This is a genomic window from Oscillibacter ruminantium GH1 (assembly GCF_000307265.1).
GTDB lineage: Bacteria > Bacillota > Clostridia > Oscillospirales > Oscillospiraceae > Oscillibacter > Oscillibacter ruminantium.
This window is the reverse complement of the sequence record NZ_DF158896.1, coordinates 231,448-255,731: the sequence shown is the minus strand read 5'-3', so window position 1 is coordinate 255,731 and position 24,284 is coordinate 231,448. Positions and strand designations below refer to the sequence as shown.

24 protein-coding genes, 1 tRNA gene, 1 pseudogene and 1 riboswitch are annotated in these 24,284 nt (G+C 49.4%); of the genes and pseudogenes, 15 read left to right on the top strand and 11 right to left on the bottom strand.

The genetic code is table 11. The annotated features are described in order from the left end of the window. Positions 1–225: 225 nt before the first annotated feature. Positions 226–2,493 (bottom strand): ATP-dependent zinc metalloprotease FtsH, encoded by a 2,268-nt coding sequence (ftsH, locus tag ON16_RS01320; protein ID WP_243441742.1) that lies wholly within the window; start codon positions 2,491–2,493, stop codon positions 226–228. Between the two features lie 336 nt (positions 2,494–2,829). Here ftsH and rlmB point away from each other — a divergent pair, with 336 nt between their 5' ends. Continuing rightward, positions 2,830–3,597: a 23S rRNA (guanosine(2251)-2'-O)-methyltransferase RlmB gene (gene rlmB / locus ON16_RS01315; RefSeq protein ID WP_040658751.1), complete on the top strand. Its 768-nt coding sequence runs from the start codon at positions 2,830–2,832 to the stop codon at positions 3,595–3,597. A 32-nt stretch (positions 3,598–3,629) separates the two neighbouring features. After that, the gene (locus ON16_RS14840) at positions 3,630–5,777 is read left to right on the top strand and encodes a hypothetical protein (protein ID WP_051131460.1); all 2,148 of its coding nucleotides are present in this window, start codon (positions 3,630–3,632) and stop codon (positions 5,775–5,777) included. Positions 5,778–5,828: 51 nt separating this feature from the next. Here the strand turns inward: ON16_RS14840 and ON16_RS01305 are convergent, their stop codons facing one another. Continuing rightward, positions 5,829–6,257, bottom strand: coding sequence for a hypothetical protein (locus ON16_RS01305; RefSeq protein WP_040658750.1), 429 nt, complete (start codon positions 6,255–6,257; stop codon positions 5,829–5,831). Beyond that, a complete protein-coding gene (locus ON16_RS01300; protein WP_040658749.1) occupies positions 6,254–6,457 on the bottom strand; it encodes a helix-turn-helix transcriptional regulator in 204 nt (67 codons plus the stop codon). The genes ON16_RS01305 and ON16_RS01300 overlap by 4 nt, the downstream gene beginning before the upstream one ends. Positions 6,458–6,671: 214 nt before the next feature. Between ON16_RS01300 and ON16_RS01295 the strand changes: the two genes are divergently transcribed. Further along, a tRNA-Val gene (locus tag ON16_RS01295) sits at positions 6,672–6,748 on the top strand. A gap of 175 nt (positions 6,749–6,923) precedes the next feature. On the opposite strand, the gene ON16_RS01290 is transcribed toward ON16_RS01295, so the two are convergent. From ON16_RS01290 to ON16_RS01270, 4 genes are all read right to left on the bottom strand, one after another. Next, positions 6,924–8,072 carry a tyrosine-type recombinase/integrase gene (locus ON16_RS01290; RefSeq protein ID WP_040658748.1) on the bottom strand — a complete coding sequence of 383 codons (1,149 nt, stop codon included), beginning with the start codon at positions 8,070–8,072 and terminating at the stop codon, positions 6,924–6,926. Between the two features lie 481 nt (positions 8,073–8,553). Then, the gene (locus tag ON16_RS01280; protein WP_040658746.1) at positions 8,554–8,883 is read right to left on the bottom strand and encodes a hypothetical protein; all 330 of its coding nucleotides are present in this window, start codon (positions 8,881–8,883) and stop codon (positions 8,554–8,556) included. 171 nt (positions 8,884–9,054) lie between these two features. Then, entirely contained in the window at positions 9,055–10,758 is a 1,704-nt protein-coding gene (locus ON16_RS01275; RefSeq protein ID WP_040658745.1) for a DNA primase family protein, read from the bottom strand. Further along, positions 10,745–11,233 carry a hypothetical protein gene (locus ON16_RS01270; RefSeq protein WP_144032022.1) on the bottom strand — a complete coding sequence of 163 codons (489 nt, stop codon included), beginning with the start codon at positions 11,231–11,233 and terminating at the stop codon, positions 10,745–10,747. The genes ON16_RS01275 and ON16_RS01270 overlap by 14 nt, the downstream gene beginning before the upstream one ends. Positions 11,234–11,378: 145 nt before the next feature. Between ON16_RS01270 and ON16_RS01265 the strand changes: the two genes are divergently transcribed. Continuing rightward, positions 11,379–12,623 (top strand): hypothetical protein, encoded by a 1,245-nt coding sequence (locus tag ON16_RS01265; protein WP_040658743.1) that lies wholly within the window; start codon positions 11,379–11,381, stop codon positions 12,621–12,623. Here the strand turns inward: ON16_RS01265 and ON16_RS16315 are convergent. Continuing rightward, on the bottom strand, positions 12,613–12,816 hold the full coding sequence (locus ON16_RS16315; protein WP_144032045.1) for a helix-turn-helix domain-containing protein: 204 nt from the start codon (positions 12,814–12,816) through the stop codon (positions 12,613–12,615). The two genes, ON16_RS01265 and ON16_RS16315, sit on opposite strands and share 11 nt — an antisense overlap. Positions 12,817–13,445: 629 nt before the next feature. Here ON16_RS16315 and ON16_RS01255 point away from each other — a divergent pair. From ON16_RS01255 to ON16_RS01240, 4 genes are all read left to right on the top strand, one after another. Beyond that, on the top strand, positions 13,446–13,826 hold the full coding sequence (locus ON16_RS01255) for a DUF3846 domain-containing protein (protein WP_040658741.1): 381 nt from the start codon (positions 13,446–13,448) through the stop codon (positions 13,824–13,826). A 3-nt stretch (positions 13,827–13,829) separates the two neighbouring features. Then, positions 13,830–14,939 carry an amidoligase family protein gene (locus tag ON16_RS01250; RefSeq protein WP_040658739.1) on the top strand — a complete coding sequence of 370 codons (1,110 nt, stop codon included), beginning with the start codon at positions 13,830–13,832 and terminating at the stop codon, positions 14,937–14,939. 2 nt (positions 14,940–14,941) lie between these two features. Next, on the top strand, positions 14,942–15,883 hold the full coding sequence (locus tag ON16_RS01245; RefSeq protein ID WP_051131459.1) for a class II glutamine amidotransferase: 942 nt from the start codon (positions 14,942–14,944) through the stop codon (positions 15,881–15,883). Between the two features lie 245 nt (positions 15,884–16,128). Next, entirely contained in the window at positions 16,129–16,680 is a 552-nt protein-coding gene (locus tag ON16_RS01240) for a recombinase family protein (protein WP_040658737.1), read from the top strand. Positions 16,681–16,754: 74 nt separating this feature from the next. Here the strand turns inward: ON16_RS01240 and ON16_RS01235 are convergent, their stop codons facing one another. Beyond that, positions 16,755–17,081: a helix-turn-helix domain-containing protein gene (locus ON16_RS01235; RefSeq protein WP_040658736.1), complete on the bottom strand. Its 327-nt coding sequence runs from the start codon at positions 17,079–17,081 to the stop codon at positions 16,755–16,757. A 199-nt stretch (positions 17,082–17,280) separates the two neighbouring features. Here ON16_RS01235 and ON16_RS01230 point away from each other — a divergent pair, with 199 nt between their 5' ends. Next, positions 17,281–17,469 carry a hypothetical protein gene (locus ON16_RS01230; protein WP_040658734.1) on the top strand — a complete coding sequence of 63 codons (189 nt, stop codon included), beginning with the start codon at positions 17,281–17,283 and terminating at the stop codon, positions 17,467–17,469. A gap of 366 nt (positions 17,470–17,835) precedes the next feature. Next, positions 17,836–19,149 carry a serine/threonine protein kinase gene (locus tag ON16_RS14835; RefSeq protein WP_051131458.1) on the top strand — a complete coding sequence of 438 codons (1,314 nt, stop codon included), beginning with the start codon at positions 17,836–17,838 and terminating at the stop codon, positions 19,147–19,149. Positions 19,150–19,192: 43 nt separating this feature from the next. Here the strand turns inward: ON16_RS14835 and ON16_RS01220 are convergent, their stop codons facing one another. Further along, positions 19,193–19,612, bottom strand: a complete 420-nt coding sequence (locus ON16_RS01220; RefSeq protein ID WP_051131457.1) for a helix-turn-helix domain-containing protein — start codon at positions 19,610–19,612, stop codon at positions 19,193–19,195. A gap of 221 nt (positions 19,613–19,833) precedes the next feature. Continuing rightward, positions 19,834–19,913, top strand: a riboswitch (cyclic di-GMP riboswitch). Positions 19,914–19,953: 40 nt separating this feature from the next. Beyond that, complete coding sequence (locus ON16_RS01215; protein WP_040658732.1) at positions 19,954–20,280, bottom strand: helix-turn-helix domain-containing protein; 327 nt, start codon at positions 20,278–20,280, stop codon at positions 19,954–19,956. A gap of 133 nt (positions 20,281–20,413) precedes the next feature. On the opposite strand from ON16_RS01215, the pseudogene ON16_RS16310 reads away from it, so the two are divergent. The 5 genes and pseudogenes from ON16_RS16310 to ON16_RS01200 all read left to right on the top strand — a co-directional run. Then, positions 20,414–20,476: pseudogene (locus ON16_RS16310) on the top strand (zinc-ribbon domain-containing protein); the annotation flags it as partial. Positions 20,477–20,488: 12 nt separating this feature from the next. After that, positions 20,489–21,436, top strand: coding sequence for a hypothetical protein (locus ON16_RS14830; RefSeq protein ID WP_051131456.1), 948 nt, complete (start codon positions 20,489–20,491; stop codon positions 21,434–21,436). Position 21,437: 1 nt separating this feature from the next. After that, a complete protein-coding gene (locus ON16_RS15255; protein ID WP_081579559.1) occupies positions 21,438–21,776 on the top strand; it encodes a DUF2085 domain-containing protein in 339 nt (112 codons plus the stop codon). A 13-nt stretch (positions 21,777–21,789) separates the two neighbouring features. After that, positions 21,790–23,382, top strand: a complete 1,593-nt coding sequence (locus ON16_RS01205; RefSeq protein WP_040658730.1) for a YARHG domain-containing protein — start codon at positions 21,790–21,792, stop codon at positions 23,380–23,382. Beyond that, positions 23,379–24,248, top strand: coding sequence for an N-acetylmuramoyl-L-alanine amidase family protein (locus ON16_RS01200; RefSeq protein WP_051131455.1), 870 nt, complete (start codon positions 23,379–23,381; stop codon positions 24,246–24,248). The genes ON16_RS01205 and ON16_RS01200 overlap by 4 nt, the downstream gene beginning before the upstream one ends. The last annotated feature ends 36 nt before the right edge of the window (positions 24,249–24,284 follow it).

Sequence of the window (24,284 nt, the reverse complement as noted above, 5' to 3'; positions counted from 1 at the left end):
GCGGAGACGCCCCCCATTTTCAAGTGCGGCTATCTAAATACCGATTCCTAATAAAACCACTGAAGTCTGGACGGTCTTTTTCTGCGCAGCATCGTTGTTGTCCTTGCCGGGGGGGTCGCCCAACTGCGTCCTCCGCCGATACAGCGTTTCTATTCGTAATTCACATAAAACATCTGTGCAAAACAGCACCCCAAAGTTATTAGTAACTTTGGGGTGCTGTTTCCTTTAGTTTCCGTGCGGGGGGTCATTCTCCGGCCCGTCGCCGGAAATGTCAGCGGGGGACGAATCGACGCTCTGCGCAGAATTCTGCGTCTCAGCGCCTTCGGCGGACGGCTCCGCCGGCTCTTCCGCAGGAGCGGGTGCTTCGATCTTCTCGGAGATCATATGCACCTTTTTGGCAGGAGCCTCGATGCCCGGTGTTTCCTGACGGGTGGAGGCATATTCATCCTCCACCAGCGCCGGGTCCCGGCCCTCGATAATGGCCACCATCTCCGCGCCGGTAATGGTTTCCTTTTCCAGAAGATAGGCAACCACCTTGTCCATATCCTCGCGGCAGTCCTTAATGACCTCTACCGCCTGAAGGTAGCAGTCGTTCAAAATCTCCCGAACCGCCTTGTCCATGGCGGCGGCGGTATCCTGCGCACAGTCCATGCCGTATCCGCCGTCCAGATACTGGTTGCGGCGGGAGGCCAGCGCCATCATGCCGAACTCGCCGCTCATGCCGTACATGGCGACCATGTTCCGGGCCACCTGCGTGGCGTCCTGAATGTCCTGAGACGCGCCGTTGGTCATGGTGTTCATCACCACTTCCTCGGCGGCTCGGCCGCCCATGGACACCTTGATTTTCGCCATCAGCTCATCCCGGGTGCGCAGCTCCGTCTTGTCCTCCTCCGGCATCAGCAGGGTGTAACCCAAAGACCCCTGCGTATGGGGAACGATGGTGATCTTCTGCACCGGCTCGCTGTTTTTCTGCTTGAAAGCCACCATGGCGTGGCCCACCTCGTGGTACGCCACCAGTTTTTTCTCAAATTCCGTCAGAACGCTGCCCTTTTTCTCCGTTCCGGCGATGACCAGCTCAAACGCGGCCAAAAGGTCCGCCTGATTGACGGCCTTGCGCCCCAAACGCACCGCCCGCAGCGCCGCCTCGTTCACCAAGTTTGCAAGGTCCGCGCCCACGCATCCGGCGGTGGCCAGCGCCACCTTTTTCAGGTTCACGTCCTCGCTGAGGCGGATGTTGCGGGTATGAACCTCCAACGTGGCGATACGGCCCGCAAGGTTGGGCCGGTCAATGGTAATGCGCCGGTCAAACCGGCCGGGACGGAGCAGCGCCTGATCCAGCACCTCCGGCCGGTTGGTGGCCGCCAGCAGGATCACGCCCTTGGTGGGGTCAAACCCGTCCATCTCCGCCAGCAGCTGGTTCAAGGTCTGTTCCCGCTCGTCGTTGCCGCCCATGCGGTTGTCGCGGGATTTGCCGATGGTGTCGATTTCGTCGATAAACACGATGCAAGGGGCCACCTTGCTGGCCTCTTTAAAGAGGTCCCGGACGCGGCTTGCGCCCACGCCCACAAACATCTCCACAAAGTCCGATCCGGAAATGGAAAAGAACGGCACGTTGGCCTCGCCTGCCACGGCCTTGGCCAGCAGCGTTTTGCCGGTTCCCGGAGGGCCGACCAGCAGCGCGCCCTTAGGCAGCTTTGCGCCGATTTCCGTATACTTTTGCGAGTTGTGGAGGAAGTCGATAATCTCGGTGAGGGATTCCTTGGCCTCATCTTGACCCGCCACATCCCGGAACGTGACGCCGGTGGATTTCTCCATATAAACCTTGGCGTTGGCTTTGCCCACGCTGCCCATGCCGCCGATGCCGCCCATGCCGCCGCCCTTTTTTGCCATGATGCGGAACACCAGACTCAGCAGCAGCATCATAATGGCAAAGGGCAGGATATAGGTAATGAGCATTTCCAGCACCGGGCTGATCGGCGGGGTATAGGGCGAAGAGAAGTCCACATTGTGGGTCAACATCCGGGAAATCAACTCGTCATCGTTTAGCGCCACGGTGTAAAGCTGGAAACTGCCATCGTTTGCGGCGGCCTTCTTTCCACCCAGCAATCCGTTGATTCCCGCCGCGGCGATGTCGCCGGTTCCGGCGGCGGAATCGTCCTTCTTGGGCTGCGCCGGCATAGGACCATAGGTTTTGCCGTTTTCGTCGGTATAGGTAAAGCCCTCCACAGGGGTGATATGGGCCAAGCCCGTGCTGGAATCAAATTGCACTTTGGCGATCTTGTCGTCTTCAATCAGGGTGACAAACTCACTGTAACTGATCTCTGCGGAGGCGCTGTCCTCCGAACCGGAAATCCAAGCGCTGGCATAGCTGATCAGGATCGTCAGCAGCAGTGCCCAACATACCAGGGAGACGACTCCCCGCCAGTTGTTGCCGCCGTTCTGTCCGTTTCGGTTCGGACCCTTGCGGTTCTTTTGATCGTTATTCTGACTCATCCAATGAATACTCCTTCGGTTCTTTGCCTGATAAGAGGCTGTGCTCAAATTACCATGCAGTATACCATAAAAAGAGGAGGGCCACAAGGACAGCCGTCCCCCTTTTCGATGAAATTTCTGTGAATTTCACTTTATTGTATGCGAAAACTATGATACAATTATAATAATTATCGACATCTCTCAGAAATTCAAGCATACAGCCGGACGGTCACCCATGTTTTCGGCCCTGCAAAGCTGCTGCTGCATTTCTGAATCCCCGCGCCGTTTTCACGGAGACGGCGTCTTTGTCCCGCCTGACGGCGGGAACCTGATTTTTACGACATTGAAGGAGAACGTATGGACAGCGAAAAGAAAGACCTGCTCACCGCCGAGGCAGACGGCATTATCGAAGGCCGCAACGCGGTGATCGAAGCTCTGCGCGCCGGGGAATCCATTGACAAGATTTATCTCGCCAAGGGCGAGACGGACAAAACTCTGGGCCACATCGCCTCCAAGGCCCGGGCCGCAGGCGTGGTGGTTGTGGAGGCCGACCGGCGCAAGCTGGACGGCATGAGCCGGACCCACGCCCATCAGGGCGTGATTGCTCTGGCCGCCGTCCGGGAATACGCCACAGTGGAGGATATTTTGGCCATCGCGGAAAAGAAGGGAGAAAAGCCCCTGCTTGTCATCTGCGACGAAATTTCCGACCCCCACAATCTGGGAGCCATCATCCGCACCGCCGAATGCGCCGGGGCGCACGGAATCGTGATCCCCAAGCGCCGCAGCGCGGGACTGACCGCCATTGTGGCCAAGACCTCCGCCGGAGCGGTGGCCCATATGCCGGTGGCCCGGGTTCCCAACATCCCGGCTCTGCTGAAGGATTTGAAAAAACAGGGCATTTGGATTTTCGGCACGGCCGCAGACGGAACCACCGCCCTTTACAGCGCGGACCTGAAGGGAGCCGCCGCCATCGTCATCGGCAGCGAGGGCGAGGGAATGACCCGTCTTGTGGCGGAAAACTGTGACTTTTTGGTCAGCATCCCCATGCGGGGAAAGCTGAATTCTCTGAACGCCTCCGCAGCGGCGGCAATTTTGCTGTACGAAGCTGTGCGTCAGAGGGACTGAGATAAAAACATCTACGCGGGTGGGAGAGAAAAATGGCAGAGATCGTTGAAGGAAAAAAACCATATGACGCGCTCACCGATGCGGAGGATTTGACAGCCGGAACCGATGTGACCGCAGAGGGCGACTTTTCTCTGGAGGAGATTTTGGCGGAATACGGCGGAAGCCGCCGCCAGCAGATTCTGGAGGAAGTAGAGGAAAAGACCGCGCCGGTGGAGCCGGCGGAGTCCGCCCCCCTCGCCGGTGGTGCAGAGGACGCTGACCTCCCCTTCGTTCCGGAAGAGCCGGAGGAAGATACCCTTCTGGCGGGGACATCGTCCCGCGCAGAGGAGCCGCCCATTCCTGAGGAAGTTCTTCCACCACCGCCACGGCCCGTATCCATTGAGCAGGCTGTGGGCCTAACGGTGGGAGACGTGATGGAAGAACGAGAATCCCGCATGGCGGAGCGCGGCTCCCGGCGGGGTCTGTTCTCCCGAAAGAAACTTCCTTTGGAGGATACGGAGCAGCTTTTTGCGCCCCCCGGCCCGGAACCGGAGCCGGAACCGGAGGAACCGCCCATCGGCCCGGAAGAACCGCTGGATGCCGCCATGAAAAACGCTCTGAAGGCTTGGCGCCGCAGCCGGCATCCTCTTGCGCCCGCTGCGGTCATTTCCCTTTTGCTGCTGATTCCGCAGGCGGCGGAAGCCGCTGGCTATTCCATCCCCTTTTGGGCAGGGGACGCGCATCTGCAAACCATTGTCTCCGCCGGAGCGTTGATTCTGATGTGCATTCTGTGCCGCCATGTTTTTATCCGCGGTTTTTCCCGGCTGGCCCATAGATTTTTTACCGGTGAGCTGATGATGGCAGTCGCTGCGGCTGCGGCGCTGCTGGACTGCGCCGCCCGCATTTGGCTTCCCGCCCGCAGCGACGCGCCGCTGTATGCCCTCCCCGCCTGCGTGGGACTGCTGTTTGGTCAGTGGGGCTATTCCCAGCGGGAAAAGGCCCGGTGCGACACGTACCGTACCGCCGCTTTGGACTCCGCGCCGCCGTACCTGGTGACGGACCTTGATAAGGGTGCCTGCAAACAGCCGGGGCGCATCCCCGGTTTCTGGTCCGACGCGGAAAAACCATCCGTGTCGGAGCTTTGGCAGGCTGCGCTGCTGCCGGTGGTCTTTGTCGCCACCATTGTGTTCGCGGGCCTCGGGTCTTTAGGTCAGGGCCGCGGCTCCGATTTTCTTTTGAATTGGTCCGCGATCTTAGTGGCGTCCACCAGTCTGTGTCTGCCCATGGCGGATGCGCTTCCCACCGCCCGGTTGGCAAAGCGCCTGCAAAAGGCCGGGTGTGCCGTGGCAGGCTGCGCGGGCGCGGATCGGATCAGCCGAAAAAAATCTATGATTGTTACGGATCAGGATTTGTTCCCCCCCGGCGCCGTGAGCCTGAACGGCGTGAAGCTCTTTGGCGAGGAAATGCCAAAGGTCGTGTCTTACGGCGCATCTCTTGCCCGGGCCTCCGGCTGCGGACTGCGGCGGCTGTTCGACAATCTGCTGGTATCCGAGGGCGGTTCGCTGGAATCGCTGGACGATTTCAGCTTTTACGAGGAAGGCGGTTTTTCCGCCAATATTCGCGGGGAATCGGTTCTGCTGGGCACTGCGTCCTTTATGCGAAAAATGGAGGTTCGCCTGCCCAGCGGACTGAATCTGCGCACCGGTGTGTTCCTCTCCATCGACCGCCAGCTGGCAGCCGTGTTTGCGGTGAAGTATAAGCCCACAGACAACGTGGACTGGGCGCTGCGCCTTTTGCACCGGAACCATATTCTTCCGATTCTTGCCTCCCGGGACCCCAACGTGAATCCCGCACTTTTGAAGCGGAAGTTTTCCGCTAAGGTGAAGGTAGATTACCCCTCCCTTTCAGATCGGCTGGCATTTTCCGAACAGGAGAACGCGCAGGGCCGTCCCCGCGCCCTGCTGCTGCGGGAAGGTCTGCTTCCCTATGCGGAGACGGTCACCGGAAGCCGCCGCCTGTGCCGCGCCGTGCGGGCAGGTACGACGCTGGCGCTGCTGAGTTCCGTCTCCGGGGCGTTGCTGAGCTTCTATCTGACGGGCCTTGGCAGCTATGCGCTGATGAACCCTCTGCGGCTGCTGGTCTTTTCCCTTTTATGGACGCTGCCGGTCTTCCTTCTGGATAATCTGGCAGGGCGATATTAACGCAACAAACCCCCGGTATCCATTTTTGGATACCGGGGGTTTTCTTTGTTCTTACATTTCGCGGTCATATTTAAAACGGTAATATATCCCCACGCCTTCCGCGAAAAGGTCTGCAAAGACCAGCAGCAAAAGAGCTGCCATGTCTGTCCCCATCAGGGCAAAGGCCAGCATCAGCGCGCACTGGATATAGGTCATTGCTTCCCATGCCCGCGCTTTGGCGCAGTTTGCAATGGCAATGTTCCGTTCGTCTTTTTGATCAATTTCCAGTCGTCTTTGAGCCTCCGGGTCCTTTTCCACGGCTCGGCGGCTGACAACGGCGCCGACTCCATGCCCAAATGCGCCGCAGCCCAGCCCTACCAGCACATAGGGCAGCGCCCGTAAAATTCCACCCGGTGTATCCAGCGTTCGTATCAGCGCAAAGCCGACAGCCGCGGCAACCACACCCAATACCGCCATGGCAAACCCCTTGGATTGATTCATACCTGCTCCTCCTCATAGATAAAAATGTCCTCAATGGCCATTCCGAAATATCGGGCAATCTTAAACGCCAGCAGAATGGACGGGTTATACCGCCCGTTTTCCAGCGACCCGATGGTTTGGCGTGAAACCTCCAGTGCGTCGGCCAGTTCTTCCTGACGAACGCCGCGCTGCTTGCGCAATTCTTCCAGTCTGTTTTTCACCGTCACCCTCCTCAAAACGGAAAGTTTGCTTTCCATATCGCTATCATAGCACTTTTACGTAAAATGTCAAGTCTGCTTTCCATTTTTAAATATTTGAAAAGCACTGCGCGTCGCTTCATTGCGCGGAATCCCTTGAAAATATAAAAATCCAACATTTTTTTCAAAAGTGGTTGACAAGATCAAAATTATCGTGTATTCTAATCCTGTTCGTTTCGGACGATTAGCTCAGCTGGCTAGAGCACCTGCTTGACGTGCAGGGGGTCACAGGTTCGAGTCCTGTATCGTCCACCATAGAAGCTCCTAGAGCCGCAAGGCTTTGGGAGCTTTTGCTTTGCTTGCGCATAAGGGCAAAGCAGGAAGTACGACAAAAAGACGACACTTTTCCTTGAAATTCACATTGAAATTTGACTCAGAACAAAATGAATGCTCTGCGTGGACAACAAAATAGCCGGTGATACCCTAACTGTTAGGGTATCACCGGCTCGCTTATGCCCGGTTTTAAGGCCGCTCTCAGCGTTTCAGGGCTGGTATGGTCATAGATTCTGGTCAGCATCTTGAGGTCACTGTGGCCAAGCAGACGGGCTACCATGTAGGGGTCTACCCCTTGGGCAATCCAAAGCGTTGCTCTTGTGTGTCGGAGCTCATGAATGGATAGCCGTGGAATGTCAGGATACGCGGCACACACCGTATCCATGAACGGACGATATACGCGGTTCACCCAGTTGTTTGGCTGGAATGGCTTTCCCTCAGGGCTGTGGAATACAAACTCCGGCCTTACCATACGCTTGCCCACTGCAATCTCACGAGGCAACATCTTTAGGCGAGTAAGTAGCTCCTGATCCATAATTGGGATGCTCCGTTGGCGATACTTGTTTTTCAGGCCATTGCTTTCGGAGACCCATTTCCCCTGATCCTCCGAGTGATAGAACACCAGTCCCTGATTGATGTGCAGCAGCGCATGATCGATATCCACGTCCTCCCACCGCAGTCCTAGCAGCTCGCTTCGGGATACACCCGTCTCCAGCGCTACCATGATCGGCAGCCCGTTTTCGTACCCCTTGGCCATCTCATATACCTTGTCATACTGCTCTTGGGAAAATGCCTGTTTCTCTGTTACTGTCTCATATTTTGGCATCCGGAGACTTTTGACCATAGGACTGCTGCTGCAAAACTGGTTATCCACACCGGTCTGAAAAATCAGGCTTAACGCATTGAAGTCTTTCTTAATGGTTTCTGGCGAATAAATCTTTGCCGCGTCATTGATGTATTTTTGAACATGAAACGGTTTGATATTGTCCATGTTCATATTTCCGAAGTAAGGAATTAAGTGTTTTTCCACAGGCGCGACATAGGTGCCCGCGTATGTATTTGCCTTCACAAAGGGCTTCTTGTACATTTCAAGGCAGGAGACTGCCCAATCGGAGAATTTCATTGTTTTGATATAGGAATTTACGCCGACGCAGTGCTCCATCTCGTATTGAACGCGAAACCGTTCCGCTCGTCTTTTGGCATCCGCTTTGCTTTTGGTGCTGTAAAATGATTTGCGTAAGGGCGTGCCATTTACCGTTTTCCCGAGGTTCAATTTGTACTCATATCGTTTTTTCTTGACGTCCATGGACAGTCTCCTTTCTCAGCATATTACATGCGCTTTACTGTGCTATGGTTTTTGCTCCCGTAACCCAGCAGTAGAATGTGATAGTGGGAACCTTATACGCCGCCTTATCCCCTAACTTCCACGCCAACCCAAATGGGCAGCGTCCTTGTTCCATGCTTGCCCTAAGAGCCTCTGGCTTAACATGCAGGAATTCTGCGACCTTTGACACAGGCAGGTAAAGCGGGTGTTCCTCAATCAAGTGACTAAGCTCTTTCTGCCGTTCTGAAATGACACGGTAGGCTGATTCAGACATTCTTGTTTTTCCTCCTTTTATGCGGTATCCGATCCTCACATTAAAATAATATATCTGTCATTTGTATTTGAATCCGTGTATCAGCGGACTACGATATCGACGCCCGTCAAATCCAAGAACAGATTCTGTTTGGCTGTACATCTGCGAAGGCCGCTCCCTCGCAGATGTACAACCTTAAAGGGGATCCCATCAGGATAACTCTTCTTTTTCCCGCTTCTTTCTTTTCTTGTAGACTTTAGCCTTCAGCCCCATTTTAGCAGCCCTGGAGAGAATCGCCTCTTCTCGCCGCTTCATCTGGACCGCAATTTCGGTAATCCCGACACCGCCCAAATACAATCGGGTCAGTTCTCGTTTATCCTCTTCAGTCCATGGGCTTCCGTAGTTTTGGACGTTCGTGCGGTTGTTGCGCATATCTTGCACGTAGCTCCTGTTTGCTTGACCACTCGTTCCAGAAGAGTCGACGCCCGTGTTTTCCTTTTGATGCTCCGCTTCGTCGCCATTTTTTCTTTTCAGTTTCATAAAATATCAGCCTTTCTATAATTAATGATAATTGGTCCCATACGCCGCAATCGCTGTGATGCCCATGAGTCGTTGTCACAAATGTCTTCCGGTCCGCAAAATAAAACCGAAAGGTTTCTCGGATTGCAACCATTGCAACCGGAGGGAATTTGCAGTAAAATTAAAAACATCTTATTCAGTATTCTCTAGGCGAACCCTACCCGTTGCAAAACCTATTCCTTGTATGCCCCTATGATCCTGTCCCTGCACACGCTTCACCGGGATCAACTGCTTGAAGTTGTGGATCAACCGCCTTGCAAAATTAATTTTTGTACACGATGTAAGGCCTTTTGCTTCGCAGAAGCCGCAGTATTCCACATACAGATTCTCTGTAATCGTTACGCTGCTTGGGTTTAGCACGCAACATTTTCGGACAAATTCCGCGATGGACTTATCTTCATCCCTTCCGGCATCCTCGTCAGGATTAAAGATCACATCATCCAACTCCATTGCAACGGTCAATTGGTTGTTTCGCCGTTTCAAGGCCTGTACGGCATCCACGAGTTTTCCTACAATGTAAGGGGCCTCTTGCTCATACATGAGTTCTGCCAAATGTGGAATCTGCTCCTGCTCTGGAATCGCCCTAAAAAAAGGAATCGGCGTAATTCTTTTCAGAAGCGCCTCCTGGTTATAGATGTCGGGTATTTTGATTTTATGGTTGGTTGCAAATACCATTACGGTTTGGGACTTGAACGTAAACGGATTTTGATATTTTCTATTTCCCAGAATGGGGTCATCCCCTGAGAGCTGCTTCAATACCGAAATTGTCTTAGGGCTGAGATCCTCATCTGGCAAATCCAAGCAGAGGCATAATCGCTTATCCATCAAGGTTCCGGTCGTCCATTCGCCCGAGAAGTCAGATACACTGGAAACTGCCGTGGTGAGGGATTCGCCCAGAAGCTTTTGCAGAAAAAGCCCCCATTGGGATTTTCCTGTGTTGCTGGCACCATACAAAAAAAATATCTTTTTCATATAAATATTTGCGATAATTGCACCTGACATTTCCATGGTTGCCCAGTAGGCCTCTGTCTGCCCGCCAAATGCATTTTTGACATAGCTGTCAAAATACCGGTGAGGCCCGCACCCGATGCTCCCAACGGGGATGTCGATAAAACCAAAAAAATCATATTGACTTGAGTGTGGATAGACGGTGCCGTTCAACGCGTCGTAAATGCCATCGTTGCAATTTATAAGATAATCCTTGCTTTGAAACGACCGGTTATCTATGTGGATACTTTTGTCTGTCCGCAAGGCAGCAACGATTTCCCGAATAAGTCTGGGCGCCATATCTACGTTTTCAAGGTGCAGCTTGACCCAGTTCTTAACCTCCGCCTCCGCTTCTTCGCGGGAGAGGATAACCCAGTGGATCCCGTTGTAGTAGCAGAGATTTTTGTTGATCAGGGCGAAATCGCCCTGAGAGGCAATTCGCCTTGCGACCTGTGCCACAAAAACGCCGGTTTGGTTTTTTTGAACTGCTTTGAGGTCGATGGAAGGCTGTACGCAATCAGCAAAGGCGACACTCAGCATTTTTGGCAAATCGCATTGCTGCGGTTGCGGCATTCCCTGCTCAATTCCGCCATAGTACGTGCACAGAGTATCGCCCTCCATAAAAGCCCGGAGATCAACCATCTCCTCCACCGGCTCGGCATCAATTTCCGAAAACCCAGGCCCATCCCAAATATCTTCGCCAAAGTATTTGCCCAATGTTGGCGGCGGGTCCCCATCGCTTTCACGCTCACATCCCTGCACAGGTGAAAACGCGCAAGACCTGAACGCGGCTTCATCAAAGCTCTCAGAACAGTCAGTTGACGACGCTTCAAAATCAAAGCTCTTCATATATGCTTGTCACTTCCGTCAGCGCGTGAGCAAGTGCAACGAAGTCCTCGTCGGAAGACGCTTCTATCCATGAAGCGACACCTTCTTTTGCGTTCCATGTAGCCACAAGTCCCACTGACCTTTCTGGATTTCTTCCATTCTGTGCGACAGCGGAGAAGAACCCCTCGGCGTCTGCGCCATTGGAATTAATCACCTCTTCACCACCGATGATGATAGAGAATCGGGCATTAGTCCTCTTTTTTTGGTCCATCAGGATAAAAAGGTCGGAGCCCTTTTGAACACTCCCATCTGGCAGAGAAAGGGTCTTTCCGTCGGCGCTGAATTTCCCTGCCAATGCCAGAACGTTTCCAAAGACGTTGCCGCATTTCATAATGGCAGGCGAGCCTTCTTGTATGCTAATGGCCCACGCACGTTGCCGCCCCTCTTGCATGTGCTGGAAAATACTGGTTGCCGTTTCGGAGTAATTGTTCATCATTTGTTCCTCCATTAAAAAAAATAAGTTCGGGTTGTTGCCCTTGCTTATATTTTAAAGGCAAATTTATGTTAATTTTCACCTTCAAAACCGGCAAGATTTTTAGTGTCGATTTAGCAGAGTTGACAAATGTGAAAGGGGAAGTTATATGAGCGAACCATTTTGTATAGCAAAGGCATGCATAAAAAAACGCGTAAAGGATTGCCAAGCAAAACTTCAATTTATCGATTGTGAAGATCCCAAAGAGCTTGATGGTTTCATAAAAAAGCATGAAGCTTGCAACCCATGTTATACCGAGCTTTTTTTAGCAATAGATTCGGTTTTAGGCGAATTGGTTGAGTATATATGTAGAAATTATAAAAATTATCAATCGAGTAAAGAATACGAAGGACTATTGCCGTTATACGACATATTGGGCAAGACGGCACCCGAATATGATTCCGTTGGTCAGGCCAGCAAGCTTGAGTTGTCCTGTGAGCTTAAAAAATATCTACATTATTTTTTCCCCAGTGAAGCGGGCAGATATAATGCAGAAGCTCTGGTCCTGCTATTTGATGACCGCGATGATGCGGTGACAAACATTCTGCCCTATCTGCTAACATCTTTTTATTTCAATGCCCCCGCGAGCCGTGCGTTTATTTGTGCAGAAAATTCTGATAGTAGTGCTCCTAGCATACTGGAGAACTTATTCCAGATAAACAACGCCAATGCCGGCAAGCAGTACAAAGCAGCTGAAACGGTAACCAACATGTTTTCTATGGAAGGGTACATGAAAAAACTTGCCAAAAGGCTAGGGCTACCCTTTGGTGACAATAATAATGATGCCTTGCGAACGCACCTGTCGTCCAACTACGCTCCCGTCGTTTCCGATAGGCAAGTTTTTAGAGCCTTTATCTATTCTCTCTTTGTTCTTGCCTGTTCTAAGGTTCCTGCTCTTTCGAAAAAGGTGGATTACAAATTGTCTTTTGAACTATTTGATGCAGAAACTCTTTCATTTCAGTCAAAAATTAGTGTCTTCAAACCTTTTGCTGGTTTCTCTAAAAGAGAATTGTTCATTCCACCGCTCATTATGTACATCAATGATCATAAGTCGGAACTATTTCCAATAAAATCCAATAGCGCTGAAAATTTATCTTCCCTTGATTTCTCAAGTGTAGCCGTTGCTGATTCAGAAGCCATCCTTTTAGGTATTAATACAGAAACTAATGTTGATATTAACCAACTTTATGTAATTTTTGCCGCAAAATGCATTTTGTTACTTTATCCTACCAATTTTATTCCGTTTGATTACAATAACATTGAAAAAACGCTTACTGGCGAATTTAAACCGAAGCGATATAAGAATGCGGTCTCTAAAAAAAGCACGACCAATCAAACGCGTTCTAAACAATAGGCTGATGGCCCGTTGCGATTCTTTCACAGTACCTTTGTAAATCCCACCTACGTACACGCCAGAGCTTTCCAATACGAAATGCCGGCAGCTCTCCTGAATGGACTAATTCATAAAACTTGTTTTTTCCGATGCAGAGTAGGCTCATGACTTCTCTGGGAGTGAGATACTCATTCTCTATGTGATTTTCTTCCATTACTTCGTCGTCTTCACGTTGAAAGAACATAACTGAAACCTCCTACAAGTATTGTCGCCAGGCAATGCTTCCGCCGCGCCATTTTATCTGTCCGCACAAAGCCCTGCGTTCTGCATTTTGCTGGAACACAGGGCTTTTTCCGCTTTGCACGGCCAGATAAAACAGCACATCGCTCGCATCACCTGGCGGGGGCAAATTGTCCCTTAATGCATTGTTTGCCGTTATTTTCTCCTTTTGAACGGATGTATTATTACTATAGAGGTTCAGCGTCCCCTTGTTTGGCGGCAATTTGGGTACACACGCCTCTCAATGTGTTTAACAAAAAGCAATGGATTCACGCGTAAAACCTGAGCAAATGCCTTGGTTTTACGGTATTGGAAAGGAGTGAACAAGGCCATGCTTCATCAGATACTCATCGCCATTCGCCGCGTTTTGTGGATGATCGCAGAGCGACTACTCTCCACGCACTCGTACGCATAACCTGAAACAAGGTCAAAAGAGACAGAAAGGAGGCTGATTCCCAATGGTAAAATGACAGCGAACCAGAATAACATCTGGAGTATTGTAATCGCCGCGGTAGCCACTGCATTGTGCGTGGCAATTGACATCTTAATATCGGAGGACAAATCATGAAGGTTTTACTCGTAAAACCAAACCAGATTCCACGCGCTTATGATCTGGAGGACAGTCTGGATGCTATGCAGGCCCTAGTTGGCGGCAGCATCCAGGCTGTTTTTCCGTTTCAGGAGCCGGTTGCGCTGGTCTGTCACGAGGAGGGGAAGCTTTTGGGGCTTCCCCTGAACCGTGCTCTATCCCACCCCGACACCGGCGAAGTTTACGACATCATCAGCGGTCCCTTCTTCCTGTGTGCTGCACGGGAGGATTCTGAAACATTTGAAAGCCTTACCCCTGCTCAGATAGACACCTATACTCAGCAGTTCTATAATCCCCAGCAGTTTATCCGGACTGAGAACGGACTCATAATTTTTGAAGAAGTAAGGAGCGTTTAAACCATGAAGGAGCCTTGTATTTGCTCCATCTGCGGAGCCCAGTGCCATAGCGATACCATTACCGAATTTGACGGACAACTCTTTTGTGAAAGCTGTTTGGAAGAAGAAACCACCCTTTGTGATCACTGCGGCGATCGGATTCTCCGAGACAGAGCCGAAGGAAACTGTGAAATCACCCTGTGCCGCAGTTGCTTTGACAATGACTTCACCACCTGCGAGCAGTGCGGAACCCTAATACGTAATGTGGATGCTTATTTCCCGGAGGAGGATGACATCCCCTATTGCCGGGATTGCTGTGAAGAACATAGTCGCTCCAGCATCCACAGCTATTACTATAAGCCGACCCCCACCTTCTACGGCGCAGGGCCTCGCTACTTCGGTGTGGAGTTGGAGCTTGATCGCGGCGGGGAGCTTTGCAATAACGCAAGCAAGTTACTTAGCATTGCCAATCGTGATTCCGGCTATCTCTACGCCAAGCACGATGGTTCCTTGGATGACGGATTTGAGTTGGTGTCCGAGCCGTGTTCTCTTTCTTATCATGAGAAGGAAATTCCCTGGAATGAGGTTCTTCAGGAGGCTGCTCACTTGGGTTATGTCAGTCATAAGGCAGGCACCTGTGGTTTGCATGTCCACATTAGCCGCAATGCATTCGGTGAGGAAGAGGCTGAGCAGGATCGGTACATTGCCCGTATTCTCTATTTTGTGGAAAAGCACTGGGAAGAACTATTAAAATTCAGCCGCCGCACGGAATCTCAGCTGAAACGCTGGGCTGCACGCTACGGCTACCAGGAGCATCCCACGGAGATTCTGGATCGGGCCAAAAATGGTTACTCCGGCGGACGATATACCTGTGTCAACCTGACCAACACGGATACCATTGAATTCCGCATGTTTCGTGGGACGCTGAAGTTCTCCACCTTTCTTGCAACATTACAGATGGTCAACGCAATCTGTAATGTTGCAACTTTTTATACTGACGAAAATGTCCAAGAGCTATCTTGGACAAGTTTTGTTTCCGGCCTTGATTGCAAGCAGTACCCCGAGCTGATTGCCTATTTGAAAGAACGCCGCCTGTATACCAATGAGCCCGTACTCGCGGCGGAGGAGGTTTGACCATGTGCTGTCTCTTCGGAATTGTAGACTATCAGAAGAGCCTTTCACTCCATCAGAAGAATCGCATGCTGGCCGTTTTGGCAAAGGAATGCGAGGCGAGAGGTACCGATGCCACTGGCATCGCTTACAATAGTGGCGGAAAGCTGCGAATCTATAAGCGCCCTCGTCCTGCCCACGAAATGCACTTTGTCCTGCCCCGCGATGCCAATGTCATTATGGGGCACACGCGAATGGCCACGCAGGGTAGTGCATGCAAAAACCCAAATAACCATCCGTTTCCCGGTTCAATTCCAGATCACCCTTTTGCATTGGCCCATAACGGCGTTTTGTATAACGACAGAATGCTACGCAATCTTTTGCAGCTGCCAACCACCCGCGTGGAGACCGACAGTTTTATCGCTGTGCAGCTTCTGGAACAAAAGAGAGCCCTCACCTTTGACAGCCTAAAGTACATGGCTGAACAGGTGGAGGGCTCTTTCTGTTTCTCGGTCTTGGATGATCTCAATCGCTTGTATTTGGTCAAGGGGGACAATCCGCTTTGTCTGTATTACTATCCGGCTATGGGGTTATACCTCTACGCATCCACTGAGGGAATACTTCGTGCAGCCATTCACCGCATACGAGGCCTCCGAGGCAGGCCTGTTCAGGTTGCCATTTCCCCCGGCGACATTTTAGAAATTCAGCCAAATGGCCAAATTACGACGCAGCAGTTCCTATACGAAGCGCAAACACCAGATTGGTTTTATAGTGGGCGTGGTAGTTCAGCTCATAATGTATATCGCTATGCCAGCACTCTTGATAGCGAGGCTGATGATTGCTACCTTATACAACTGCAGGAGATTGCCCCGGCCTTCGGATACACCCCCGATGAGATTGATGCGCTTTATCAATCCGGATTTGCACCAGAGGAGATTGAGGAGTGGCTTTATAGCGGTGAGATATGATGTGCCAATAGGGTGTACCCATATGGCACAGTGAAAAAGTATCCCAATAGGGTCGATATTTGGATTTTGGCATGTGCCAGTTCAAATGCCGACCCTATTGGAAAAACAAAGTTCAAATTTAAGTTCGGGCGGATGGGCGGATGTTTTTGGAAAAAGTTTTTTGCGCAATCTTTGTACGTGAATGCATCGGGAAAAAACTTTTCTTGAATAGATCCGCCCATCCGCCCGGGACAGGAGATGAAGATATGAAGATTGGGTATATTCGCGTGAGCACTGCGGAACAGAACACCATTCGTCAAGAGGTGCTGCTGCAGCAGCTGGGTGTGGACGAGTTGTTCATTGACAAAGCCAGCGGAAAGAATACCAATCGGCAAGAGCTTAAACGCATGATGGAATATGTACGGCAGGGCGACACTGTTATTGTAGAGTCTATAGGCCGCTTTGCCCGTAATACACGCGATCTGCTGGAGCTGGTGGAGCAACTGACGCAAAAGCAGGTGGAGTTTATCTCACGCAAGGAGTCCATTGATACAACAACGCCGTCCGGCAAGTTTATGCTTACTATTTTTGGTGCAGTTGCAGAGTTGGAGCGCGAGTACATTCTCCAACGCCAGAAAGAGGGTATTGCCGAAGCAAAAAAGCGCGGTGTCTATACCGGGCGAAAGCGAATTGAGCATCCGGACTTTCATCGTGTGGTCCAGCAGTGGCGAGATGGTGATCTCACAGCGGTGCAGGCCATGCAGAAGCTTGGTATGAAACCAAGCACGTTTTATCGAAGGGTAAAACATAGTGAGTAATTCTTTATTAAAGTATATCCGCAGCAAGCTATAAAAAACCTCTGCCGCTACAAAGGTGAAACGACAGAGGCTCTTTATTTTTCAGGGGAGTCCAAGGCCATTAGGTAGTTCTTCAAGATTTCCTCCGCGTAATGCCGCTGTGCCGGGGTGCATTGTTGCAGCATTTGACTGATGGGGGTGGTGTTCGGTTCCTCACCTGTTCCGCTGAGAATATAATCCGTGGACAGCTTCAGCTTAGAGGCAATCCGGAGAAGCGTAGGAATGGACATACCCTTAAGGCCCAACTCGATATCCGAACAAAACTTAGGAGTGACCCCAATCTGTTCCGCAAATTGTTCTCTAGTATATCCCATAAACTCACGCTGGCGGCGGATTCGTGACCCAATTGATCTCCAGTCCATATGTATCTCCCTCCGTCTATTTTCCTTAGTTTACCCCGGGGAGTTATAGACATAAACCAACTATAAGGGTTTACAATATACAACTGTTAGCGTATAATCGTACCATCAATTAGTGTGTGGACTGATCAATAACCAATAGCAGAAACGAAAGAAAGAAAGAAAGAAAGAAAGAAAGAAAGAAAGAAAGGAAGAAAACAACATGGATTTAATTTTACTGTTGCTCTATTTTTGGGCCGGATATTGGGCGGCTGGACTTGTGCTATTTTATAACAAAATTGTGATAGGGGGCATTGGTGCGCTGTTCCTACAGAGGCTTGCCTTTGGTGCAATCTTTGGCTGGGCGCTTATTCCGATTGCCTTAATTATGAAGCTTTTTCGGATCAGATAATAATTGCTGCTATATTTTTGAGCAACCGACAATAGTCTACGTTGTATGTAACATGCGACCTGTTGTCCGGCTGACATTCCATTTCCGCAGGACTTTCAGCTTCTGAACGAAGCCAGAGAAAAGCTGCATATTACTAAGCATTCAATATCTCCACAACGGTTTACCCTCTAATTTGAACCCGCGCAGCGGCTCCTGCATCGCTGCGTTGTTGATGCGGCAACTTTACAAATGCCGTTGATCGTTGCGGACTTGGCACCAGCTTTTGACTAAGCCTTCAATGGGAGCAGAATCTTCCTGCTCCCATTGACGGCCTTGATTTTTTTGATGCAGTTGTACTATGATGGATGAGAAAGGGTGTGGTGCCGCATGGATTATCAGGAAATCAAAGAACTCAGCACCTCCCCCAAGTGCCGGGCAATACTGATTACGGACCAGCAAGAACGGCATTTTGTGCGAAAATGGATGGCAGGAAACCACGCGGCCTATCAGCAATTAAGAGATCTGGATCACCCCTACCTGCCGCACATTGAGGAAGTAACCTTTGCGCCGAATGAAACGATTGTCACAGAGGAATACATTGACGGCCCAAGCATCGGAGAAGCAGGACTGAAACCTCATAATGTTCTCAAAAGCATTCGGGAGCTTTGCGCCGTACTGTCTTACCTGCACCGGCAGGGAATTGTTCACCGGGACATCAAGCCCTCCAACATTCTTCTGGCTCCGGATGGCCATATCCGTTTGATTGACTTCGACGCTGCCAGAACCGTAAAAGGCGCGATGCATGAGCAGGACACGATCCTGCTAGGGACTCGTGGCTACGCGCCTCCTGAGCAATATGGTTTTTCGCAAACGGACGCCAGAGCTGATATTTACTCACTGGGAGTTACCTTTCGTCAGCTTCTCGAAAAAACTTCAAAGAAACAAAAATATCAGAGGATTATCAAAAAATGTACTGCCTTCGACCCCAAGCAACGATACCCCTCTGCCGACAACCTGAACCGAGCTCTCTATTTTTTGACAGCCAAGCAAATTCTTCGCCATGTCGCAATGATATTTCTGATTTTGTTAGTTGCCCTGCTTTTTCTGCCATCGTGGAGTACGGTCAGGATGGTTGTCAACGATTTGCATCAATTGACGTGGCAAACGGTAGTCCCCTACCTGAAGCAGGGAATTGTTCCGGATGATATGCTGTTTTACTACCCATATATGGACTACGCTTCCATAGACGGACAGAGCCTGACCGAAGGAAAGCGGATTGACCTCTCTGTGGATTTGGACAGAGACGGAAACAAAGAATATTTTACCGCTTATCTTGATAAACAGGGCTCCCTTGCAATCACCGGCAGCGCCAACGGACAGGACATGAATTTCTCTTCTGATCCATGGTTCCGCGAATTATCGACCGAAGGCTGCTCTGTGCAGCTGGCCGCCTGTGATACGGACGGTGATGACGTAAAGGAGGTCTACGTCTCCTTGGGGGATCATTCCACATGGCAAACTACGGCTATCTATACGCTGTCAAAGGGAGACCCGCCTTACGATGATCGGGGCAGCATCACGGACGGCATTCGTGTTGACTATCTGCACCATCACCTTGTTGCGCATGATTCTGCAGGAGGAGAAATCAGCGAATACTTCTTCACCAATCAAGATGGTCTGCATGTATTTGGAAAACAATAAAAAAAGCGCATCCACTGAAAGGATTTTCAGTGGATGCGCTTTCCTATTCCAAACATTCAATATGATTGTCATACAGCAGCTCGTTGGCTTCCAGAATCGTCTGCCGGTGGACCACAGACGAAATCAGCAGCGCATCCCTTGGATCGCGGGCGTAGAGTTCCCGATAGCCTGCCTGCTGCAAGAGCTTCTTCGTTTCGGTTAAATCCATGGCAAAGCCAAACGCCAGTGCAATAACTTTATCTCTTGACGGCGTTTTCAAGCCCAAAAATATCTGATAGACGTAGGCCCGATTCAAACCGGATCGGCGCGCCACCGCAGCTTTGGTACATTTTTTGATTTTTAGCCACTGTCCAAGACTTTCAGAAAAACCGTTCAACTGCAATTCCGCACGGTTCTTTTCAAAATAGTCCACCATATCGGTAGCCTTACAAATTTCGTTTGTCAGTTCGTCTGTTGTTTTCACGCCCTTCACCTCTGCCAGTATCATAACAGATCATACTTTGAAATGGTTAGCTGTCGGCTAACCATTTTTTATTGTCTCTATTGTAAACTCATTTTGTAACAGGCACAAGAAACCATAATACATCTGCTCACTGGCATTCATTTTTATGATAAAAGTTGATTTTTCTCTCAAAAGAGAGCATACTTCAGTACAAATAGAGTTAACCATTTTCAGAAGTCAATTAAATATACCAGCAAAGCAGGTGAAAACCTGCCCTCGCAAAGCTATAGGGCCTCCGAACAGGTGGTTGCCAGTTGCAAACGTAGGACGGCCATCTCTGATTTTGAGATGGCCGTCCTGTCTTAATCTGCTTTTAAAAGAAACAGTTTCAAAACCTGCTCTGCTAATTTTAATTCTCGTTCACTGCACTTGGAGAGAAGACTAAAGATATCTGACGGATCTCCCTGCTCGGGTGGCGTTCCAAACAAGATATACTCGATCGGAAGTTTGGCCGTGTGCGCGACTTTTATCAAGGTGTCGATGGACATTTGGGATGTCCCAACTTCAATCTGCCCATAATAGCCGGTTCCAATGTCGGCTAGCTCTGCAAATTGTTCCCGCGTCAAGCCCAATGCATTCCGCTGCTGCCGCAGGCGATTTCCCATATCAGCCAATTGCTGCTTCTCCATATCTTTCAACACCTCTTTTTCATTATTGTATAGGGTGTCCCCAATCGGCTGAATATGCTTAAAAATATTGAAAAACGTTATTTTATAGAATACAATTGTTACACTGGAATCTTACTCAAACGGGGTGGTAAAAATGTACTGTGCAAGATGCGGCGCAAAACTGCCGGACGAAGCAAAGTTTTGCCCAAGATGTGGGAAGAACACCGGCGTGGCTACAAAGACAATGGATTTCACACTTAAGGATTCTTCTCCGAAAAATGATGCCATGCAGGATGCCCAATCTATTTTTAGCAAAGGAGATCTTCAGTCAAAAATCCAAGATTTGAAAGCTCAACCGCCAGTAATTACAGGCGATATAGACATAGATGAATGTTTAGATGCAATTGAGCGTTCAAATACTTTAAAAACTCATGAGGCAGTTGAAAATAGCGCAGCTAAAGATAAAAATTTTTCAGAAAAAGTATACTCAATTCACGCTGAAGCTTCAAAAAGGAATCTTCAGGAACCCGCATTGAAACAGCTGACGGCAGATTCGAATACAATATCTGCAGAAAAATTTTTCAAGATCCCAAAAAACTCTGATTGGCAGCAGCAGGAAACATCCAACAAAGAAGCGCCCGTGATAGACGATGACTGTCCTTTTTGTGGAGCGAAGGGGTGCCATCTGGTAGAAAAGAGCACTGTTACAATGAACGGATCGAATTATCACGCGATTTGCGGTATTTGCGGAGCTTGCCTAGTGGGACCCTTTGGTGCTTTATGTGGGCTTTGCGGAAGCGGTACAAAAGTTGATATTAGAAACGAAACATGGTGGCAATGTCTCAACTGCGGAAAACAACATATCGCGTCACAAGATGCAAGGGAAAAGGCAAAAATGATGGGTACATCTGCGCTACTCTATACAATGGTATGTTCTTTATTTCTTTCTCATGCGATTTGGTATGGCCTAAGACTATGGCTTCTTTTCCTGTCCTTGATCGTACCTCCTGTGTGCTGGTTTGGAATCTATTCTGAACTTTCAACCGAGTTGGGATGCTCTCTTTTTTCTATCTTTACTGCTTCTGAACGCAGAAATATGATGATTATTGTTGTTTCGTTAACCGTGGCAATGCTTATCTTGGGGGCACCTCTGTTGGCAGAAATTTTGGGGGGCTAAGATGGAGCGAATGTATACTGTACTAATGCGAATAGGTAAGTTGTCTGGGTGTCACCAAAGAGCTGACAGAAGCTTTTTCTGGAGGGGAAATCAATTTCCTGTCTGCGCACGTTGCACAGGTGTTTTCTTTGGGCAATTCTGCGCCTGTTTTTTGTTTCAATTTTGCCGTGCTCCATTTTGGATTATGATTGCCTTTTGCAGCCTGATGTTCTTAGATTGGTTTCTTCAGTACAAAGAAATCAGAGAGTCCACAAATCTGCGCCGGTTTATAACCGGGTCTCTGTGCGGATATGCTTTTGGTTCCACTGTATTGTGGGCACTGAAAAAGCTTCTTTATTGATGGAGGGATAGACATGAGCGGAGTTTGTATTAACTGCGGAGCAGCTCTGGAAGACGAAGCGAAGTTTTGTCCGCAATGTGGGGCAAAGGTATTTGTACCAACGTGCCCAAACTGCCGGGCGGAGATTGACCCTGATGCAACCTTCTGTACGCAATGCGGACAACCTGTAAGCAAAACATCCTCGGAATCACATTGCCGGCAAGATGGTTCCCCAACTGATAACAATAGGGATAAGACCGTTTACGGGGAAACAGGCAGAAATGAGGAGACCAATGCTGCAGAAGAGCAAGCTAAAGCAGCACAGGCAGAACATGACAGGCAACTTCATGATTTTGCGTATGTTATTGGGAAGAACACAGAATATTATCTTCCCGAATTTGAAAAAGCAGGGCGTGGTGGAAAGGTCAAATTTAATTGGGCCGCATTTTTACTGGTACCGATGTTTTGCTTCTATCGAAAATGTGGAGATCTATTCATAAAATTTTTCTTACTTCCACTAATCGTTGAAAATGCAGGCGGGATTATTTCCCTTATTGGTATGGCTGTTCTTCCTTTTCAATCTACCGTGGCACTTGTTATGATGGCCGGAGGTGTTCTATCGCTGCTAGTCGGCATAGTATGGCTTGCCATAAATGGGATTCGGTTTGGTCTTCATTTTAATGAACTATATTATCACCATTGCTGCCAGTTGATTAACTCCAGAGACATCAAACATTGTGGAACCTCCGTATGGCATGCAATTCTATATGCTGTTGTGGCTTATTTAATTGAAACGATGTTAGGGGTTATATTGGTGGTTGCGATGATACCGGCTCTTCTGATGGGCGTTCAGTTATCAGGGACAGGCTTGCCCTCTGATGAAAACACTCCTGTATTCTATGATGCATCCGAATCTCAAAGCTCGAGCAATGTAAACAATACTGAATCCGGCAGTAATGATCCTTTCAGCAATTATACGGGAGATTATGAAGCAATGATGTTTCTGAAGGAATGTTGGAGTTGGAAATGGTATTATTGCGTATTTTTTGATTATGAAAAAAACATATTTAACGGGCAGGAGATGCAAAATGGGGATACTTTTTACATAACGTCTACTTCAATGAACGGATGCGCATATTCAATATTGAATGGATATCGTACGGGTGATACATATACCTATACGGTACAGATATCTGGAAGCACTTTTGATATTATAATTACGCACTATGATGATCCTTATGAATCTGATTATAGTATTCAATCTGACTGCACAAACAAAGATTTTTCCTTTCAGGCGTTCCGTGAGCAGGATAGTAATTCCACTGCTGATTCAGGCGGAAATAGTAATGATTATCTTTTCCCCAGCGACACACAGTACATCTCTGTATCAGATCTCTATGACCTGTCCAAAGATCAGGTCAGTTTGGTTTTAAATGAGATCTACGCCCGACACGGCTGCAATTTCAATTCTACAAATCTAAGAGATTATTTTAATGCGCAGGACTGGTATTATCCAGAGGAGGGGTTGAATGCCTCCAACTTCGATTCGTCCGTTCTAAATGACTGTGAGAAAGAAAATACCGCAACGATCGTACAATACCAGAAGGATCAGGGGTGGCGTTCATGAAGAAACAACTTTTTGCATTGCTTTTTCTATGCGTTGTGCTGTGTGCCGGATGCGCAATTCAATCTTCTGCAGAGACTCCTGCGGAGCCGGGCTCTGCTGCTGTTTCCACACAGGGAGTCTCCGCGCCGGATGAGTCTGCAGAGACACATGAGCAGGAAGCGAATTCAAGTATAAATAACGAAGCACCCGCTGAATCTGCATCATCTAAATCATTGCCATTGGAGGGGCATATCATCTGTGTAGATCCGGGGCACTGTGTGACTGATGAAATTGGAAAAGGCGGACAAGAACAACTATCACCGCTCTCCAATCAGACAAAAACCGCTTTTGGCGGCGGTACACACGGGGCAAATATGACGGAAGAAAAGCTGAATCTGTCCGTTGGCCTGAACCTTCGGGATGCCTTGGAAACTGCAGGCGCACAGGTTATTATGACGCGGGAGGTTTCGGAAATCACACTCTCCGGACAAAAGCGATGCCAGATCGCTCAGGATGGAAATGCGGAGGTGATGGTTCATATCCATGCCGATGGATATAGTGATACCTCCGTACACGGCGTATCCGTTTTAGTCCCCTCCGGAGATCTTCTGGGAACACCTTCCATTGTCAAAGAGAGTGAACGCCTAGGCAAACTGATGGTTGATGCAGTAGCCACCGCTACGGGCGCCAAAAATAGAGGTACTAGCGGAAGGTCAGATATGGTTGGCTTTAACTACGCAACCATGCCAACCGTTTTAATTGAGATGGGCTTTATGACAAATCCGGAGGAGGATGCATTGTTGGAATCGGACGTCTACCAAGATAAAATTGTACAGGGAATGGTAGATTCAATATGTGATTGGTATGCCGTAGACGGATACGAATAAAGAATTGAATTTTTGGGAGTATCTGCGGATTTATAG

Excerpts from the sequence above, each read along its gene's own strand:
- ON16_RS15255 (WP_081579559.1), top strand. The coding sequence starts at position 21,438 with ATGGAGCGAATGTATACTGTACTAATGCGAATAGGTAAGTTGTCTGGG.
- ON16_RS16315 (WP_144032045.1), bottom strand. The coding sequence starts at position 12,816 with ATGGAAGAAAATCACATAGAGAATGAGTATCTCACTCCCAGAGAAGTC.
- ON16_RS01215 (WP_040658732.1), bottom strand. The coding sequence starts at position 20,280 with ATGGAGAAGCAGCAATTGGCTGATATGGGAAATCGCCTGCGGCAGCAG.
- rlmB (WP_040658751.1), top strand. The coding sequence starts at position 2,830 with ATGGACAGCGAAAAGAAAGACCTGCTCACCGCCGAGGCAGACGGCATT.
- ON16_RS01280 (WP_040658746.1), bottom strand. The coding sequence starts at position 8,883 with ATGAAACTGAAAAGAAAAAATGGCGACGAAGCGGAGCATCAAAAGGAA.
- ON16_RS14840 (WP_051131460.1), top strand. The coding sequence starts at position 3,630 with ATGGCAGAGATCGTTGAAGGAAAAAAACCATATGACGCGCTCACCGAT.
- ON16_RS01290 (WP_040658748.1), bottom strand. The coding sequence starts at position 8,072 with ATGGACGTCAAGAAAAAACGATATGAGTACAAATTGAACCTCGGGAAA.
- ON16_RS01255 (WP_040658741.1), top strand. The coding sequence starts at position 13,446 with ATGAAGGTTTTACTCGTAAAACCAAACCAGATTCCACGCGCTTATGAT.
- ON16_RS01275 (WP_040658745.1), bottom strand. The coding sequence starts at position 10,758 with ATGAAGAGCTTTGATTTTGAAGCGTCGTCAACTGACTGTTCTGAGAGC.
- ON16_RS01205 (WP_040658730.1), top strand. The coding sequence starts at position 21,790 with ATGAGCGGAGTTTGTATTAACTGCGGAGCAGCTCTGGAAGACGAAGCG.
- ON16_RS01240 (WP_040658737.1), top strand. The coding sequence starts at position 16,129 with ATGAAGATTGGGTATATTCGCGTGAGCACTGCGGAACAGAACACCATT.
- ON16_RS01200 (WP_051131455.1), top strand. The coding sequence starts at position 23,379 with ATGAAGAAACAACTTTTTGCATTGCTTTTTCTATGCGTTGTGCTGTGT.
- ON16_RS01270 (WP_144032022.1), bottom strand. The coding sequence starts at position 11,233 with ATGATGAACAATTACTCCGAAACGGCAACCAGTATTTTCCAGCACATG.
- ON16_RS14835 (WP_051131458.1), top strand. The coding sequence starts at position 17,836 with ATGGATTATCAGGAAATCAAAGAACTCAGCACCTCCCCCAAGTGCCGG.
- ftsH (WP_243441742.1), bottom strand. The coding sequence starts at position 2,493 with ATGAGTCAGAATAACGATCAAAAGAACCGCAAGGGTCCGAACCGAAAC.
- ON16_RS01235 (WP_040658736.1), bottom strand. The coding sequence starts at position 17,081 with ATGGACTGGAGATCAATTGGGTCACGAATCCGCCGCCAGCGTGAGTTT.
- ON16_RS01305 (WP_040658750.1), bottom strand. The coding sequence starts at position 6,257 with ATGAATCAATCCAAGGGGTTTGCCATGGCGGTATTGGGTGTGGTTGCC.
- ON16_RS01250 (WP_040658739.1), top strand. The coding sequence starts at position 13,830 with ATGAAGGAGCCTTGTATTTGCTCCATCTGCGGAGCCCAGTGCCATAGC.
- ON16_RS01245 (WP_051131459.1), top strand. The coding sequence starts at position 14,942 with ATGTGCTGTCTCTTCGGAATTGTAGACTATCAGAAGAGCCTTTCACTC.
- ON16_RS01265 (WP_040658743.1), top strand. The coding sequence starts at position 11,379 with ATGAGCGAACCATTTTGTATAGCAAAGGCATGCATAAAAAAACGCGTA.
- ON16_RS01230 (WP_040658734.1), top strand. The coding sequence starts at position 17,281 with ATGGATTTAATTTTACTGTTGCTCTATTTTTGGGCCGGATATTGGGCG.